Here is a 15443-nt window from a genome sequence, read left to right on the forward strand (position 1 = left end):
TGCGCTGCGTGCTCTACGGCGGTGCGGTACCGGCTACTTGCTGAGAGTCCAGCGCGAACCGTCCGCCCGGTCCTCGATGGTGAGCCCGGCCTGGGAGAGCCGGTCCCGGATGGCGTCGGACGTCGCCCAGTCCTTGCGCTCGCGCGCGGCCTGCCGCTGCTCCAGCACCAGCCTGACCAGCGAGTCCACCACATCGTGCAGGTTGTCCCCGGCGCCCGCGCCAGCACCGGCCCAGAACGGGTCCAACGGGTCCATGCCCAGCACTCCGAGCATGGCACGGACCTCGGCAAGACGCGCGACCGCGCTCTCCTTGTCGTCCGCGGCCAGCGCCGCGTTGCCCTGCCGCACGGCGGTGTGGACGATCGCCATCGCGCCCGGCACGCCGAAGTCCTCGTCCATCGCCTCCGCGAACGCCGGCGGCACGTCCGCGGCCGGCTCGACCTGGCCGTGCAGTTCGAGGACGCGCTCGATGAAGCCCTCGATCCGGGCGAACCCGGTCTCCGCCTCGCGCAGCGCCTCCTCGCTGTACTCGATGGTGGACCGGTAGTGCGGCGTGCCCAGGTAGTAGCGCAGCACGATCGGACGCCAGTTGGCCACCATCTCGGAGACCAGCACCGAGTTGCCGAGCGACTTGCTCATCTTCTCGCCGCTGAGGGTCACCCAGGCGTTGTGCAGCCAGTAGGCGGCGAAGTCGTCGCCGTAGGCCTTGGACTGGGCGATCTCGTTCTCGTGGTGCGGGAAGATCAGGTCCCGGCCGCCGCCGTGGATGTCGAAGCTGCTGCCCAGGTACTTGTGCGCCATCGCGGAGCACTCCAGATGCCAGCCGGGGCGCCCGTCGCCCCACGGGGTGGGCCAGCTGGGCTCGCCGGGCTTGGTGGCCTTCCACATGGCGAAGTCGCGCGGGTCACGCTTGCCGACCTCGCCCTCGCCCTCGGGCTGACGGAGGTTGTCCAGCTCCTGGTGCGAGAGCGCGAGGTAGTCCGGGTACGAGGTGACGGAGAAGTAGACGTTGCCCTCGGGGGTCGCGTAGGCGTGACCGCGCTCGATGAGCGACTGCATCATCTCGATCATCTCGGTGACGTGCCCGGTCGCCCGCGGCTCGGCCGTGGGCGGCAGGCACCCGAGGGCGGCGTAGCCGTCGTTGAAGGCACGCTCGTTGGCGTAGCCGATCTGCCACCAGGGCAGGCCCGACTGACGCGACTTGGCGATGATCTTGTCGTCGATGTCGGTCACGTTCCGGACGAAGGTGACGTCGTAGCCGCGGTGGGCGAACCACCGGCGCATGATGTCGAAGTTGAGGCCGGAACGGATGTGACCGATGTGCGGCGCGGCCTGGACGGTCGCTCCGCACAGGTAGATCGAGACGCAGCCCGGTGTGATCGGGACGAAGTCACGGACCTGACCGGAGGCGGTGTCGTGCAGGCGAATGCTCACCCCACCAGGGTAGTGGGCGGGAACCGGTGCCCTGCGCCTGCACGGGCTGACGCCACACGCCTTTATTGCCCGCGTCACACAGAGAGCCAGTTGCAGACGTCAGGTGAGTGCAGCGTCCCCGAGCGTGAAAGGGGAACCCTCAGTACACCAGCGCCGTGGCCACCGCCGTCAGACCTTCCTCGCGGCCCGGGAAGCCCAGCCCGTCCGTCGTCGCGCCCGCGACCGAGACCGGCGCACCGACTGTCGCGGAAAGCAACTCCTGCGCCTCCGCGCGCCGCTTGCCGACCTTCGGCACGGGGCCGACGACCTGGACCGCGACGTTGCCGATCTCGAAGCCCGCCTCGCGGACGATCCGTGCGGCCTCTGCGAGCAGCTTCACGCCGGGCGCGCCCGCCCACTCGGGACGGTCCGTCCCGAAGTGCGCGCCGAGGTCGCCGAGGCCCGCCGCCGAGAACAGCGCGTTGCAGGCCGCGTGGGCGACGACGTCCGCGTCGGAGTGGCCGTCCAGGCCGAAGGAGTAGCCCTCCCAGCGCAGACCGGCCACCCACAGCTCGCGACCCTCGGCGAACGCGTGGGTGTCCACGCCGATCCCGGTGCGCGGCAGACGGGGAAGACCGGCAAGGCCGGGAAGTCGGGTGCCCTCAGAACTCATCGCGGGACCTCCGTCGGGCCAGGACCGCCTCCGCCAGGACCAGGTCCAGCGGGCGGGTCACCTTGAACGCCTCCTCGTGGCCGGGCACGACCACGACCCGGCCGCCGAACCGCTCGACCAGGCCCGCGTCGTCGGTCGCGTCGACACCCTCGGCGACTGCCTTGGCGTGGACGCGGTCGAGGACGTCGCGGCGGAAGCCCTGGGGCGTCTGCACCGCGCGCAGGGTCGACCGGTCGGGTGTGGCGATGACGGGCTCCGGTCCGCCGGGCGCGGCGGGTGCGCCGACCTGCTTGACCGTGTCGGCCAGCGGGACGGCCGGAACGACCGCCTCGGCGCCCTCCGCGACGGCGCGGGCCACGGCGTCGACCACGTCGACCGGAACCAGCGGGCGGGCGGCGTCGTGGACGAGCACCACGTCGACGTCCTCCGGGAGCGCGGCGAGGCCTGCCCGGACGGACTCCTGACGGGTCGCGCCACCGGGCACCACGACGAGGACGGCGTTCTCACGCTCGCCGAGCGCATCAGCGAGGAGGGCGCGCACCTCGGCGACGCCGTCCGCGGGTGCGACCACGACGACGCGGCCGACGGCACGCGAACGCGCCAGCGCACGGACGGCGTGCACCAGGATCGGCACCCCGCCGAGCTCGCGCAGCGCCTTCGGGGCGCCTGGCCCGAGGCGCTCGCCCCGGCCGGCGGCGGGAACCACTGCTGCGGCGTTCAGGTTTGGTCCCTTCAGGGATGTGGGTATGGCCATGGCGTGCCGGGCTCAGCGCCCTTCCGTGAAGCCCCACTTGTGCTTGCGTCCGGCACTCGCACCACACGCACCACAGCTCTGGGCTCCGCCTTCACCACACGCACCACGCACGCAGGACTGACGCCGCGTGGCGCGTGCGACAACGCACGCCTCAGCGCCCGGCGACGGCATCGCCAGGCGCTGAAACGAAACATACCGTGACGTCATACCCGTACGTGCGGACGCACGTACGGAATGCACCACGTACTGACACGCGTACGGACACACGCCGGCATTGCGACATGCATGCACAGTCCGAACGCACTCAGGGACCTCAGGAAGCAAGGACCTCGTCGAGCAGCGTCTCCGCCTTGTCCTCGTTGGTGTTCTCGGCGAGCGCAAGCTCACTCACCAGGATCTGGCGTGCCTTTGCCAGCATCCGCTTCTCGCCTGCGGACAGCCCGCGCTCGCGCTCACGTCGCCAAAGGTCGCGCACAACCTCCGCGACCTTGATAACGTCGCCGGAGGCAAGCTTCTCCAGGTTCGCCTTGTAGCGGCGGGACCAGTTGGTCGGCTCTTCGGTATATGGTGCCCGCAGCACCTCGAAGACCCGGTCCAGACCGTCCTGGCCGACCACGTCGCGCACTCCGACGAACTCCGCGTTCTCCGCGGGCACGCGCAGCGTCAGGTCACCCTGCTGCACCTTGAGCACCAGGTAGGTCTTGTCCACACCCTTGATCTGGCGGATTTCGATGGCCTCGATCAGCGCGGCCCCGTGATGGGGGTAGACCACGGTGTCGCCAACCTTGAACGTCATGTGACAGGTACCCCTTCCGTGGCTTTCCAGCCTAACACGATCCGGGCTGTATCAGAAGGGCGTTTCCGCAGGTCAGAGCATATCCGCAGGCTTGACAACCGGCATGATTCCGTGCTGCGACCCCTGTTCGACGGGGGCTTCCCGCAGGTCGGAGCGGTTGTCCACGAACCTGCGGGCATCGCCTCGGCTCGCGACGATCTTGCGTTCGGTGCGTTATGAAACCGTGATCCGATCTTCGTCCGACAGGGTATCGGTCGGCTCTCGAACGCGACACGGGCCACCCCGTGTGGAGCGGATAAAGCCGATCGGTAATCTGAACGCGGCCAGAACCATCAAAACGTTCAAGGAGCACCCTCCGCCGTGAGCCGCACTCTTCGTCGCGGCGCGGTCGCCGCCGTCATCGTCGCGATCGCCCCCGTCCTCGCCGCCTGCTCTGCGGGGTCCAGCGCGGCGACCCTCCAGGTCAAGCCCAACACCGGCGCCACCTCGCTGAGCAACGGCCAGCTGAAGGTCAACGGCGTCGAGGTCGTCGCCGACGCCCAGGGCAACGCCCCCGCCAACGTCGTCGCCAACATCGCCAACAACGAGTCCCAGGCGGAGACCCTGGTCTCGGTGACCGTCGGCGCCACGGCCGCGACGCTGTCCGGCTCGGGCAACATCAACACCCAGGCCAGCCTGATCCTGGGCGGCCCGAGCACCGGCGCCATCCAGGCGACCGTCCCGACGCTCAGCCAGCCGGCCGGCTCCAACATCCCGGTGACCTTCGTCTTCGCCAACGCGGGCTCGGTCACCGTGGACGCCCAGATCCAGAAGGGCTCCGGCCAGTACGCCTCCTACGCCCCGGGCACGCCGAGCCCGACCGCGAGCGCCCTGCCGCACGTCAGCGCCTCCGCCACGGCTCACAAGGGCGGCGGGACCCACAAGCCGGGCAGCAGCGCCACCCCGACGGCCGGCGGCAAGGCGAGCACCCCGGTCTCCAAGCCGACCGCCTGATCCCGGGGTATCCCCGGCAGCCGAGGCACGTCCCGAAGCCAGAGGCCGGGCCCGTCCTGATCAACAGGACGGGCCCGGCCTCAGCCACTTTCGGGTGAAATTGTGGCGCGTCAGGGTCGCGTCCGACCCCGACTGTTCGACGCAGCGCTCGAACCGGGGTCCGACCCGGTGCGCGGATCTGCGACCGGCTGGGTACGCAGGTCAGCGTCCGACCCGGTGCGCCGATCAGGGCTCGAACTTGTAGCCCAGGCCGCGGACGGTCACCAGGTAGCGCGGCGCGCCCGGGTCCGGCTCGATCTTGGCGCGCAGGCGCTTGACGTGGACGTCCAGGGTCTTGGTGTCGCCGACGTAGTCCGCGCCCCAGACCCGGTCGATCAACTGCATCCGGGTGAGCACCCGGCCCGCGTTGCGGAGCAGCATCTCCAGCAGGTCGAACTCCTTCAGCGGCAGGTCGACCTTGGCGCCGTCGACGGTGACCACGTGGCGGTCGACGTCCATCCGGACCGGGCCGGCCTCGAGCGCGCCGGGGCCGCCGGTGGTCTCCTCCGCCTCGCCGCGGCGACGCAGCACCGCGCGGATGCGGGCGACGAGCTCGCGGGTGGAGTAGGGCTTGGTCACATAGTCGTCGGCCCCTATCTCCAGGCCTACGACCTTGTCGATCTCACTGTCCTTGGCGGTGACCATGATCACCGGAACGCTGGACTTGGCGCGCAGCTGGCGGCAGACCTCGGTGCCGGGCAGACCCGGCAGCATCAGGTCCAGCAGCACCAGGTCTGCGCCGTTGCGCTCGAACTGGTCCAGCGCGTCGGGCCCGGTGGCGGCGATCGCCACCTCGAAGCCCTCCTTGCGCAACATGTAGGACAGGGCGTCGCTGAAGGACTCCTCGTCCTCGACAACAAGCACACGGGTCACGGCATGGCCTCCGGGGCGGCGGTAAGGGTGGGAGAGGTGGTCTCGGCCGGGTCGGTCGGATCGGTCAGTTCTGACGGATTCGACGATCCCGACGACTCGACGGCGTGCGGATCCGGCTGCTCGGGCAGGTGAGCCGGTTCCGTCCGGTGGGTGGACGGGTCAGTGGGTGCGTCGACATCGGCGTCAGCGTGGACATCGACGTGGCTTGAGGTGGTCACGAGCCGCCCGGGGAGGTCCCCGGAGGGGAGGCGCAAGGTGAACGTGGACCCCTGGCCCTCGATGCTCCAGACCGAGACCGTGCCGCCGTGGGAGGCGGCCACGTGCTTGACGATGGAGAGGCCGAGGCCGGTGCCGCCGGTCGCCCGGGACCGGGCCGGGTCGACCCGGTAGAAGCGCTCGAAGATGCGCTCCCGGTCCCTCTCGGAGATGCCGACGCCCTGGTCGGTCACCGATATCTCGACCGAGTCCTGCCGGGTGCCGGGCAGCTTGCGGGCCGCGATGGCGACGCGCGTCCGGGCCGGACTGTAGTTGACGGCGTTCTCGACCAGGTTGCCGAGTGCCGCCGCCAGCTGGCCGCGGTTGCCGTAGAGGTGGAGCCCGGCGATACCGCCCGCGGCCATGGTGATCTGCTTGGCCGCCGCCGAGTGGCGGCAGCGGTCCATGGCCTCGGCCACCAGCTCGTCCACCGGCACCAGCTCCGGGTCGACCATGCGCAGGTCGTCCTGGACCCGGGAGAGCTCGATGATCTCCTGGACCAGGCTGGTGAGCCGAGCGGACTCGATGAGCATCCGCCCCGAGAAACGGCGCACCGCCTCGGGGTCGTCGCTGGCGTCCTGGACGGCCTCGGAGAGCAGCGACAGGGCGCCCACCGGGGTCTTCAGCTCGTGCGAGACGTTGGCCACGAAGTCGCGTCTGACCGCCTCGATCCGCCGCGCCTCGGTCAGGTCCTCGACCAGGACCAGCACGAGTCTGGAGCCGAGCGGCGCCACCCGTACCGACACGGCGAGCCCGTCGCCGCCTCCCCCGGCGCGGCGTGGGATGTCGAGATCGGCCTGCCGTATCTCACCGTCACGGCGGGTCAGCCGCGCCATCGCCAGCATCGACTCAACGGCGATCGCGCCCCCGCGCACCAGCCCGAGGGCGTAGGCCGCAGAGCTCGCCTTGATCACCTGGTCGCTCTCGTCGAGCACCACGGCGCAGGAGCGCAGCACTGACAGCACGGTGTCCACACCGGGCGGCAGAGCCGGTTCGTCCTGCTTCTCGGCCCGCTTCGACGGGTGCTGTTCCTTCTCGCTCCAGCGGAAGGCGAGCGCGGCGGTGAGGCCGACTCCGAGCCCGACGATCGCGCTCACGGAGGCGGCGGCCACGTTCACGTCCATGTCCTCAGCGTAAGCGCACCTCGGTGACCTGCAGTGAGCTACGGAGAATGCGCTCAGCCGGAGGATGCCGAGAATTCACCTTCACGTCCCCAGTGGTTCACTCCTGCTGAGGTCCAGGGTTGCCGTGGCCACGCACAGTGGGAACATCTGCCTGATCCGGCGACATCGTCCGTGCTGTCGGACCCGTGTCAGCGGCAGATCCGTGCCACCGGCCCAGTGAGGACTGAGAAGAAGAATGCGCGACGCTTACCACGAGGAACTCGACTCGATCAGCGACGGCCTGGTGGAGCTGGCCCGGCTGGCCGGTTCCGCGATGGGCCGGGCGACGACCGCTCTGCTCGACGCCGACCTGGAGCTGGCCGAGAGCGTGATCGCCGCGGACGAGAAGCTCGACAACCTCCACCACGACCTGGAGAACCGCGCCATCGCGCTGCTGGCCCGCCAGCAGCCGGTCGCCACCGACCTCCGCATCGTCGTCACCTCGCTGCGGATGAGCGCGGACCTGGAGCGCTGCGGCGACCTGGCCCGCCACGTGGCCAAGCTGGCCCGCCTGCGCTACCCCGAGTCCGCCGTCCCCGCCGACCTGCACCCGATCGTGCTGGAGATGGGCCAGCTGGCCCAGCGCATGATCGCCAAGGCCGGCCGGGTCATCGCGACCAAGGACGTGGACGCCGCGCTGGAACTGGAGCGCGACGACGACGCGATCGACGACCTGCACAAGCAGCTCTTCGCCCACCTGCTGGACGACCGCTGGCACCACGGCGTGGAGACCGCGGTGGACGTCACCCTGTGCGGGCGCTACTACGAGCGCTTCGCGGACCACGCGGTGTCGGTGGCCAACCGCGTCGTCTTCCTGGTGACCGGCGAGCACGCGGACGAGTTCGTGGCGGAGGCCCCGGAGGCGGAGTGACCCGGCCTCGCCGGGACCGGGGCGAGGGGAGCCGGGGCGCGGGGTGACTCACCTGCGGTGCTCCGGCAGGGGCGCACGGACGGGCGTACGGGTGAACCCGTACGCCCGTTGACGTTCCGTACACGGGCCGTTTCACTGGGCTACAGGCGCCGATGCCATCCGGCGCCGATCCGTGGAATCCCAGCCAAGGACCCCAACTCCGCTGAGGAGGGCCGTCTCCGTGATCCAGGCTCCGACCCCGCAGACTCCGACTCCCCCGCCGGCCACCGACCCACGCCGTCTCCCACTTCTCGCCGCCTGCGGCTGCGGCTCGGGCTGCGGCTGCGGCTGCCAGTCCGGCGGCAGCTGCCAGTGCGGCGGCTGCCGCAGCCACTGATCGGGCCGACGCCCGGCCGGACCACCCACCCCGTCCGCCACCGAGAAGCCCGTTCCTTCGATCCCTGTCCGAGCCGATGACAGCCGCCTTCTGGCCCTGACCAGTCGTCACGACGCCGTGAGGCCCCGTTCCTCACGGCGTCACGTCGTCACGGCTTCACGCCGTCGCGACGTCGAGCCGCTTGAACATGTGGACGTCCTCGTGGCCGCCGGGGATGCCCTGGGTCCGGCCGGTCTCCACGTACCCGTGACGCTGGTAGAACGCGGGCGCCTGGAAGGTGAACGAGGCCACGGCCACCCGGTCGCAGCCCCGCCGCCGCGCCTCCTCCTCGGCGCCCAGCAGCAGCTTTGTGCCCCAGCCGTCCTTGCGGCTCTCCCCGCGGACCCAGAGCATGCTGATCCCGCAGAGCCCGGCCCACGTCCAGGCGGCGAGGCCCCCGACGACCTCCCCTGCCCCGTCGACGACCTTCAGCGAGAACGCGCCCTGGTCGGCGGCCGAGGTGCCGGTCGCGGCGAAGTTGTACTCGTCCAGGCCTCGTTCGAGGATCTCGTTCAGCTCCGGATCGCGGTCACCGGTCAGCAACTCGTAGGTCATGCCGCGATCCTAGGGTTCCCGTCGTGCGTCCACGACGCGTCGAGCAAGCGGTTGACCATCCGTCAGATCCCGCGGGTCAGGTCCAGTACGGGCGAGCCTTTCGCTCATGACTGCTGGACGCTGGCGCGACACGGAGCATGATCGCGCGGCCTGACGGCCCACAGACGGCCCAAGGCAAGAGAAGGCCCCCATCCGCGCTGTTCGCGCAGGTGGGGGCATGATCACGCAAGTGGCTACTTCTTGCCCTGGTTCTTGACGGCCTCGATGGCCGCGGCGGCGGCGGCCGGGTCGAGGTAGCGGCCGCCCTTGGTGATCGGCTTGAAGTTCTCGTCCAGCTCGTAGAGGAGCGGGATGCCGGTGGGGATGTTCAGGCCCGCGATGTCCTCGTCGGAGATGTCGTCGAGGTGCTTGACCAACGCGCGCAGCGAGTTGCCGTGGGCGGTGACCAGGACCGTGCGGCCGTCGGCCAGGTCCGGGACGATGCTGTCGTACCAGTACGGCAGCATGCGGTGGACGACGTCCTTGAGGCACTCGGTCCGCGGGCGGATGTCGGCCGGAAGCTCCGCGTAGCGCGGGTCGTCCGCCTGCGAGAACTCCGAGTCGTCGGCCAGGGGCGGCGGCGGGGTGTCGTAGGAGCGGCGCCACAGCATGAACTGCTCCTCGCCGAACTCGGCGAGGGTCTGCGCCTTGTCCTTGCCCTGGAGCGCGCCGTAGTGGCGCTCGTTCAGGCGCCAGCTGCGGTGCACCGGGATCCAGTGGCGGTCCGCCCGGTCCAGGGCGATCTGCGCGGTGCGGATCGCCCGGCGGAGCAGGGAGGTGTGCAGGACGTCGGGAAGAAGACCCTCCGCGGCGAGCAGCTCGCCACCGCGTACAGCCTCCTTCTCACCCTTCTCGTTCAGGTCGACGTCGACCCAGCCGGTGAAGAGGTTCTTCTCGTTCCACTGGCTCTCGCCGTGACGGAGCAGCACAAGACGGTAGGGAGCTTCAGCCATGGCCCCGAGCCTAGTCCAGGTGCCAATTCGCTGGCGCGCCCGCCCACCGAGTCGGTAGCGTGCGGACAGACTGTCTGACACTTACCTGCCAAAGGCGGAGTGCATATGTCCATGGCTGCCCCCGGCCGCTTACGGGTCATGTTGAACGAAACCGTGGGCGGACTGCCGACCACCTTCTGGTGGCTCTGGACAAGCACCCTGGTCAACCGCCTGGGCAGTTTCGTAGTCACCTTCCTCACCCTCTATCTGACCACCACGCGGGGCTTCTCCCCCGCCGTCGCCGGGTTGGTCGTCTCCGCGTACGGCCTCGGCGGTGTCTTCGGCTCGATCATCGGCGGCGTGCTGGCGGACCGGATCGGACGGCGGCCCACCCTCGTCACCGCTCAGGTGCTCGCCGCGGTGACCACGGTCGCGCTCGGCTACACGCGGGCGCCGGTGCTGATCGCGGTCGTCGCCGCGCTGCTCGGCCTGACCAGCGGCTGCGCCCGGCCCGCGACCTCTGCAGCCATGGCCGACCTCGTCCCCAGCGCGGACCGGGTGCGGGCGTTCTCGCTGAACTACTGGGCGATCAACATCGGTTTCGCGATCTCCGCGTCGGTCGCCGGACTGATCGCCGCCCACGGCTTTGTGCTCCTCTTCTGGGGCGACGCGATCACGACGCTGCTCTGCGCGCTCGTCGTCTTCCTGCGCATCCCGGAGACCCGGCCGGAGCAGACCTCCGCCGCGTCCGAAGCCGGCACGTCGGAAGCCGGTACGTCGGAAGCCGACGAGGGCTCGGTCAGCATGGGCACGGTGGTCCGTGACGGCGCGTTCATGGGCTTGGTGGTGCTGACCTTCCTACTCGCCGTCGTCGAGGGCCAGAACGCCGTCGCCCTCCCGGTGGTGATGGGCCGTCAGGGGTTCACAGCCACCGACTACGGCCTGGTCATCGCGGTCAACGGATTGGTGGTCGTCCTCGCCCAGATGCCGATCAGCAGGGTGGTGGAGCACGGCAGTCGCAAGGCCGCGCTGACCTCGGCCGCCCTACTGCTCGGCTTCGGCACCGCGCTCTGCGCCTTCGCGGGGGCTATCTGGTTCTACGCGCTGACCGTCGTCATCTGGACCTGCGGAGAGATGATCTGGACACCCGCCACCCAGGCCCTGGTCGCCGAGCTCTCGCCCACCCACGGCCGCGGCCGGTACCAGGGCGCCCTCCAACTGGCTTGGCAAGCCAACTCGTTCATGGCCCCGCTGTCGGCCGGTTTCATGCTGAGCGCGTGGGGCGCGAACTCGGTCTGGGCCACGTGCGCCACGCTCGGCGTCGTCTGCGCGGGCGGCTACGTGCTGCTGATGCGCGGCCGGGCCGGCGGTCTCCAGGCCGTGCGGATCGACGACGGTGAGGTGGCCGAGAGCGCGATGGCCGAGAGCGCGATGGCCGAGAGCGCGGTCAACGACGGCGGGCTGGACGGCGGCGCACTCGACGGCGGCGCGCTGGACGGCGGATGCGGCAACAATTCCGGTGCTTCTGCCGACGTCGCCTCCTAGAGTTCGGACCATGGACGAGCCGAAGGTGCAGAAGCAAACGCAGGCGCAGCCGCAAGCGCGGCAGGACGTCGAGATCCGGGTCATCGACGACTCCACCCTGGCCGCCTGGGGCCAGGCGATGAACGTCGGGTTCATGCAGCCCATGGGCGACGGCTCCGCCGACTACCACGGACAGCGCTTCGACCTCGGGCTCGGCCGCGCCCTCGGCGCGTTCGACGGTGAGCGCTGCGTCGGCACGTTCCGCAGCTTCGCCAAGGAGGTCACCCTCCCGGGCGGCGCGACCGCCGTCGCGGATGCGATCACCAACGTCACAGTCTCGGCCACCCACCGCCGCCGCGGCCTGCTCACCCGGATGATGCGGCAGGACCTGGACGCCGCCGTCGCCCGCGGCGAGGCCTTCGCCATGCTGATCCCGGCCGAGTTCGGCATCTACGGCCGTTACGGTTTCGGCCCGGTCGCCGGTCAGCACGGCCGGATCATCGACAAGCAGCTGGCCGGTGGCATGCGCGTGCCCGCCGAGGCGGACCGGGGCAGCATCGAGCTGATCACCCTGGCCGAGTACGCCAAGATCGCCCCCGAACTGCACGACCGCTTCCGCCGCAACCGCCCGGCAGCCGTCTCCCGGGACGCGGTCGTCTGGAAGTTCCGGACCGGCGAGCTGACCAGCCGCAACGGCACCTTCGAGGAGCCGCTGATCGCCCTCTACCGCGATCCGGACGGCAATCCGGCGGGCCTGCTCACCTACAAGGTCATCGACGAGTGGCGGAACTGGCTCCCCAAGGACGTCACCCTCAAGGTCAAGGACTACTTCGCGGTCGACTGGACCGCCGAGGCCGCGTTGTGGCGCTACGCGCTGCAGGTCGACTGGGTTCAGCGGATCGACATCTGGGACCTCGCCACCGATTCCCCGCTGCCGCTGGCCCTGCACAACGGCCGGGCCTGCGTGGACAACGGCGACAGCTCGGACGACTTCTTCTGGGTCCGCATCCTCGACGTGCCGAAGGCCTTCGCGGCGCGGACGTACGAGGCCCCGGGCCGGGTGGTCTTCGAGGTCACCGACGCGCTCGGTTACGCGGCGGGCCGCTACGCGCTCGTCGCGGCCGAGGACGGCAGGGGCGTCTGTGTCCCGGTGGGTGAAGACGCCGCGGACGAGGTCGACTTCGCCTGCGACATCAGCCAGTTGGCGACGGTGTACTTCAACTCCCAGCCGCTGGAACGGCTGCAGCAGGCCGGGCTGGTGCAGGAGCGCCGACCGGGCGGCCTCCGGCGCGCCCAGCGGGTGCTCCGCACCGACCGCGCGCCGTGGTGCCCGGACACCTTCTGACCCTCGGCATCACGTCCCGTGCAGCCACCGCCACCGCCATCGCCTGCCGGCGATATTCCGTGGCTGCACGGGACGACGACCGCCTAGCCTCGGCGGCATGACTGCCTTTTCCTTTGACTGCGGCCCCGGTGACCGCCGCACCAGTGACCGGCGTACCGGCACGACGACCTCGCGGAGGTGCGCCTCCGCTCGGCCGTGAAGGCCCGCGTCCGCACGCCCGCCGAGCTGAGCGGGATGCGGAGACGACGCGGCCACCCCTGCTGGGACCACCTCTACGCCGCGCCGCTCTGGCCGCTGCACGGCGCCAACCTCGGCACCCTGCTGCGCACCTGCGACGCCGTCGGTGCCTGCATGGTCGCGCCGCGCTTCCCCTGGGTGGACGAGGCCCTCGCCCGCGGCAACACGCTGCGCCGCCCGTCCTGCGTCCACCGCACCGGCGATCCGCTCGGCTGGCTGAACCGCGCCCGTGACCGCGGCCACCGCATCGTCGGCGTCGAACTCGCCGATGAGGCCGTCCGGTTGGCTGATCTCCCGGCCGCCCGCGAGCCGACGGTGATGGTTCTCGGCCACGAGCAGACCGGCATTCCGCCTGAAGCGCTCGACCTGCTCGACGCGGTCGTCGAGATCCCGATGATCGGCCGCGGCGCCAGCCTCAACGTCGCCGTCGCCGGATCGCTCGTGCTCTACCGGCTCGCCGGAATGCTCTGACCTGCGCCTTCTGGCTGCTTGTCAGCCCTGCTCACGCTCCTCCCGCTGCTCCCGCTGCTCCCGCTCCTCGCGATCCACCGCGATCCACAGCTCCGCCACCGCACCCGCACCGGCCTCCGGCCGCATCCCGGCGTTGCTGCGCACGCGCAGCAACGTCGGTGCGGGGCGGTGGCCGTAGGGGTTGGACGGGAACCACTCGGTGTAGACGTCGCGCCACAGATACTGCAACGCCTGCGGGAACTCGCCGGTGCTGGTGAAGACGGCCCAGCTGCCGGCCTCGACGGTGTACGCGTCGAGGTCCGGCTCGGCCGCCGCCCGCTCGGGCGACGTCACCACCGCGTGGTAGTAGTCGAGCAGACTGCCCTCGTCCCGGTTGTCCGGGTCGTGCGGCAGCGTGCCCGAGACGATGCCCTCCGGCTCCTGGTCGGACAGCGCGGTGATCCGCGCCATGGTCTCCGCGTCGATCCGGCCGATCATCTCGGCGATGTGCGGGTTCACTCCCGCGTGGATCTGCGGGACGGTGGCCTTACGGCCGACGATCGCCAACTCGCCCTTCTCCACGATCCGGTACTGCATGGTGCTGCTCCCTTCGACGACGAGCCGGAAGGTCATCCGCGGCTGCGACCGCAGCACGGCACCGGCGCCCGCCCGGCGGGCCTCCCCCGGGCCGATCCCGTGCATCGCCCGGAACGCCCGCGCGAACGCCTCGCCCGAGCCGTAGCCGTAGCGGACCGCGATGTCGAGCAAGGTGTCCTCCCCGGCCAGCACCTCGGCCCCGGCCAACGTCAACCGCCTGCGCCGGACGTACTCCGACAGCGGCATCCCGGCCAAGGCCGAGAACATCCGCCGCAAGTGGTACTCCGAGGTCATCGCGACCCTCGCCAACTCGGCGGCGTCGACGCCCTCCTGGTCACCCAGGTGCGCCTCGACCCACGCCATCGCGTCGTTCAACGGCTCCAGCACGCCGACGGCTCCTTCCGTTTCCCTTTCGATCACCGAGCCTAGGAAGCGTGCCAGGTATCGGACCCGACATCCTGTGCCCGCTCCGGTCGGGTCCCGCGGGTAGGAAAGCAGTGCCGCGGCATGCGGCGTGCGGCGTGCGGCGTGCCGCGTGCCGTCAGGCCAAGGGGGGCAGCGCGGTCGTCCCCGGATCGACCGCGTCACCCGCCTCGGCCACCGTGTGGGTGAGCGTGCCGATTCCGGCGATCTCGACCTCGACGTGGTCTCCGACCCGCAACGGGCCTCCCCCGCCCGGCGTGCCGGTCAGCAGCACGTCGCCGGGCTCCAGGGTCATCAACCGGCTTACCTCAGCGACGAGTTGCGGCACCGGCCGGAGCAGCCGTGCGGTGGTGCCGTCCTGGCGCAGTTCGCCGTTCACCCTGGTCCGGACGGCCAGGTCGGTCGGATCCAGGTCACGGACGATCCGCGGTCCCAGCGGGCAGAACGTGTCGTAGCTCTTGGCCCTGGACCAGTGCCCGGACGCCGTGCCGACATCCCAGGCGGTGACGTCGTCCGCGCACGTGTAGCCGTAGACCACGTCCCGGTACGCCTCCGCCGGGACGTCCTTGCACCGTCGCCCGATGACGACGGCGAGCTCCCCTTCGAAACGCACCTCACCGGTCGCGGCGGGCAGCCGCACGGCGTCCCCGGAGCCGATCACCGCGGTGGGCGGCTTGAAGAACACCGCGAGCGGTGCCGCTCCGGCCGCGGCGACGTCGTCGCGGTCACCGTAGTTGCGCCCGATCACCACGATCTTGCCCGGCCGGCCGGGCAGGGATTCCCAGTCGCTTGCCATGTCTCAGGCACCGGCCAGCGGACCGAAGTTGACCTGCCACTCGCGGATGACGCTCTGCTTGACGTACCCGGCGCGGATGTAGGGGTCGTCGGTGAAGAGCTCGGCCAGGGCCGCGCGGTCCGCCGCGCGGTAGACCAGCACGCCGGTGTTGTCCTGCGGCAGCGGGCCACCGGCCAGCAGGACGCCCTGCTCCACCAGCTCTTTCAGGTGCGCCTTGTGCTCCGCGTTGACCGCCTCGCGGCCCGCCCGGTCGACGGCGTAGGTCCATTCGACAATGAAGACTGCCATGTGCTCGTCTCT

General features: G+C 70.6%; 16 protein-coding genes. 5 read left to right on the forward strand and 11 right to left on the reverse strand.

The annotated features are described in order from the left end of the window. Positions 1 to 33: 33 nt before the first annotated feature. The 4 genes from cysS to ABH928_RS15475 form a co-directional block, all read right to left on the reverse strand. Positions 34 to 1434 carry a cysteine--tRNA ligase gene (gene cysS, locus ABH928_RS15460; RefSeq protein WP_370066496.1) on the reverse strand — a complete coding sequence of 467 codons (1401 nt, stop codon included), beginning with the start codon at positions 1432 to 1434 and terminating at the stop codon, positions 34 to 36. 139 nt (positions 1435 to 1573) lie between these two features. Continuing rightward, positions 1574 to 2086: a 2-C-methyl-D-erythritol 2,4-cyclodiphosphate synthase gene (gene ispF / locus ABH928_RS15465; protein ID WP_370066498.1), complete on the reverse strand. Its 513-nt coding sequence runs from the start codon at positions 2084 to 2086 to the stop codon at positions 1574 to 1576. Then, positions 2076 to 2840 carry a 2-C-methyl-D-erythritol 4-phosphate cytidylyltransferase gene (gene ispD / locus ABH928_RS15470; RefSeq protein ID WP_370066500.1) on the reverse strand — a complete coding sequence of 255 codons (765 nt, stop codon included), beginning with the start codon at positions 2838 to 2840 and terminating at the stop codon, positions 2076 to 2078. The genes ispF and ispD overlap by 11 nt, the downstream gene beginning before the upstream one ends. Before the next feature lie 313 nt (positions 2841 to 3153). Beyond that, positions 3154 to 3636, reverse strand: a complete 483-nt coding sequence (locus tag ABH928_RS15475) for a CarD family transcriptional regulator (protein WP_030255707.1) — start codon at positions 3634 to 3636, stop codon at positions 3154 to 3156. Positions 3637 to 3996: 360 nt separating this feature from the next. On the opposite strand from ABH928_RS15475, the gene ABH928_RS15480 reads away from it, so the two are divergent. After that, positions 3997 to 4629, forward strand: coding sequence for a hypothetical protein (locus tag ABH928_RS15480; RefSeq protein ID WP_370066502.1), 633 nt, complete (start codon positions 3997 to 3999; stop codon positions 4627 to 4629). A 225-nt stretch (positions 4630 to 4854) separates the two neighbouring features. Here the strand turns inward: ABH928_RS15480 and ABH928_RS15485 are convergent, their stop codons facing one another. Next, positions 4855 to 5541, reverse strand: a complete 687-nt coding sequence (locus tag ABH928_RS15485) for a response regulator (protein ID WP_196197415.1) — start codon at positions 5539 to 5541, stop codon at positions 4855 to 4857. After that, positions 5538 to 6920, reverse strand: a complete 1383-nt coding sequence (locus ABH928_RS15490; protein WP_370066505.1) for a sensor histidine kinase — start codon at positions 6918 to 6920, stop codon at positions 5538 to 5540. The genes ABH928_RS15485 and ABH928_RS15490 overlap by 4 nt, the downstream gene beginning before the upstream one ends. 235 nt (positions 6921 to 7155) lie before the next feature. Here ABH928_RS15490 and phoU point away from each other — a divergent pair, with 235 nt between their 5' ends. Beyond that, positions 7156 to 7830 (forward strand): phosphate signaling complex protein PhoU, encoded by a 675-nt coding sequence (gene phoU, locus ABH928_RS15495; protein WP_370066507.1) that lies wholly within the window; start codon positions 7156 to 7158, stop codon positions 7828 to 7830. Positions 7831 to 8362: 532 nt separating this feature from the next. On the opposite strand, the gene ABH928_RS15500 is transcribed toward phoU, so the two are convergent. After that, a complete protein-coding gene (locus ABH928_RS15500; protein WP_370066509.1) occupies positions 8363 to 8800 on the reverse strand; it encodes a GNAT family N-acetyltransferase in 438 nt (145 codons plus the stop codon). A gap of 233 nt (positions 8801 to 9033) precedes the next feature. Further along, the gene (locus ABH928_RS15505; protein WP_370066511.1) at positions 9034 to 9792 is read right to left on the reverse strand and encodes a phosphoglyceromutase; all 759 of its coding nucleotides are present in this window, start codon (positions 9790 to 9792) and stop codon (positions 9034 to 9036) included. 138 nt (positions 9793 to 9930) lie between these two features. Between ABH928_RS15505 and ABH928_RS15510 the strand changes: the two genes are divergently transcribed. The 3 genes from ABH928_RS15510 to ABH928_RS15520 all read left to right on the forward strand — a co-directional run bounded on the left by ABH928_RS15510 (position 9931) and on the right by ABH928_RS15520 (position 13348). After that, entirely contained in the window at positions 9931 to 11316 is a 1386-nt protein-coding gene (locus ABH928_RS15510) for an MDR family MFS transporter (RefSeq protein ID WP_370066513.1), read from the forward strand. Between the two features lie 10 nt (positions 11317 to 11326). Beyond that, positions 11327 to 12640 carry a GNAT family N-acetyltransferase gene (locus ABH928_RS15515; protein WP_370066515.1) on the forward strand — a complete coding sequence of 438 codons (1314 nt, stop codon included), beginning with the start codon at positions 11327 to 11329 and terminating at the stop codon, positions 12638 to 12640. Between the two features lie 177 nt (positions 12641 to 12817). Beyond that, positions 12818 to 13348 (forward strand): TrmH family RNA methyltransferase, encoded by a 531-nt coding sequence (locus tag ABH928_RS15520; protein ID WP_370066517.1) that lies wholly within the window; start codon positions 12818 to 12820, stop codon positions 13346 to 13348. Positions 13349 to 13369: 21 nt separating this feature from the next. Here ABH928_RS15520 and ABH928_RS15525 read toward each other — a convergent pair whose 3' ends face one another. The 3 genes from ABH928_RS15525 to ABH928_RS15535 all read right to left on the reverse strand — a co-directional run bounded on the left by ABH928_RS15525 (position 13370) and on the right by ABH928_RS15535 (position 15431). Then, the gene (locus tag ABH928_RS15525) at positions 13370 to 14311 is read right to left on the reverse strand and encodes a helix-turn-helix domain-containing protein (RefSeq protein WP_370066519.1); all 942 of its coding nucleotides are present in this window, start codon (positions 14309 to 14311) and stop codon (positions 13370 to 13372) included. A gap of 154 nt (positions 14312 to 14465) precedes the next feature. Further along, entirely contained in the window at positions 14466 to 15143 is a 678-nt protein-coding gene (locus ABH928_RS15530) for a fumarylacetoacetate hydrolase family protein (protein WP_370066521.1), read from the reverse strand. A 3-nt stretch (positions 15144 to 15146) separates the two neighbouring features. Then, complete coding sequence (locus tag ABH928_RS15535) at positions 15147 to 15431, reverse strand: YciI family protein (protein ID WP_370066523.1); 285 nt, start codon at positions 15429 to 15431, stop codon at positions 15147 to 15149. Positions 15432 to 15443 lie beyond the last annotated feature (12 nt).

This window comes from Streptacidiphilus sp. MAP5-3 (assembly GCF_041262505.1).
GTDB lineage: Bacteria > Actinomycetota > Actinomycetes > Streptomycetales > Streptomycetaceae > Streptacidiphilus.

Coding starts and splice junctions, on each gene's coding strand:
- ispF (WP_370066498.1), bottom strand. CDS start 2,086: ATGAGTTCTGAGGGCACCCGACTTCCCGGCCTTGCCGGTCTTCCCCGT.
- ispD (WP_370066500.1), bottom strand. CDS start 2,840: ATGGCCATACCCACATCCCTGAAGGGACCAAACCTGAACGCCGCAGCA.
- ABH928_RS15475 (WP_030255707.1), bottom strand. CDS start 3,636: ATGACGTTCAAGGTTGGCGACACCGTGGTCTACCCCCATCACGGGGCC.
- ABH928_RS15490 (WP_370066505.1), bottom strand. CDS start 6,920: ATGGACGTGAACGTGGCCGCCGCCTCCGTGAGCGCGATCGTCGGGCTC.
- phoU (WP_370066507.1), top strand. CDS start 7,156: ATGCGCGACGCTTACCACGAGGAACTCGACTCGATCAGCGACGGCCTG.
- ABH928_RS15500 (WP_370066509.1), bottom strand. CDS start 8,800: ATGACCTACGAGTTGCTGACCGGTGACCGCGATCCGGAGCTGAACGAG.
- ABH928_RS15505 (WP_370066511.1), bottom strand. CDS start 9,792: ATGGCTGAAGCTCCCTACCGTCTTGTGCTGCTCCGTCACGGCGAGAGC.
- ABH928_RS15510 (WP_370066513.1), top strand. CDS start 9,931: ATGTTGAACGAAACCGTGGGCGGACTGCCGACCACCTTCTGGTGGCTC.
- ABH928_RS15515 (WP_370066515.1), top strand. CDS start 11,327: ATGGACGAGCCGAAGGTGCAGAAGCAAACGCAGGCGCAGCCGCAAGCG.
- ABH928_RS15530 (WP_370066521.1), bottom strand. CDS start 15,143: ATGGCAAGCGACTGGGAATCCCTGCCCGGCCGGCCGGGCAAGATCGTG.
- ABH928_RS15535 (WP_370066523.1), bottom strand. CDS start 15,431: ATGGCAGTCTTCATTGTCGAATGGACCTACGCCGTCGACCGGGCGGGC.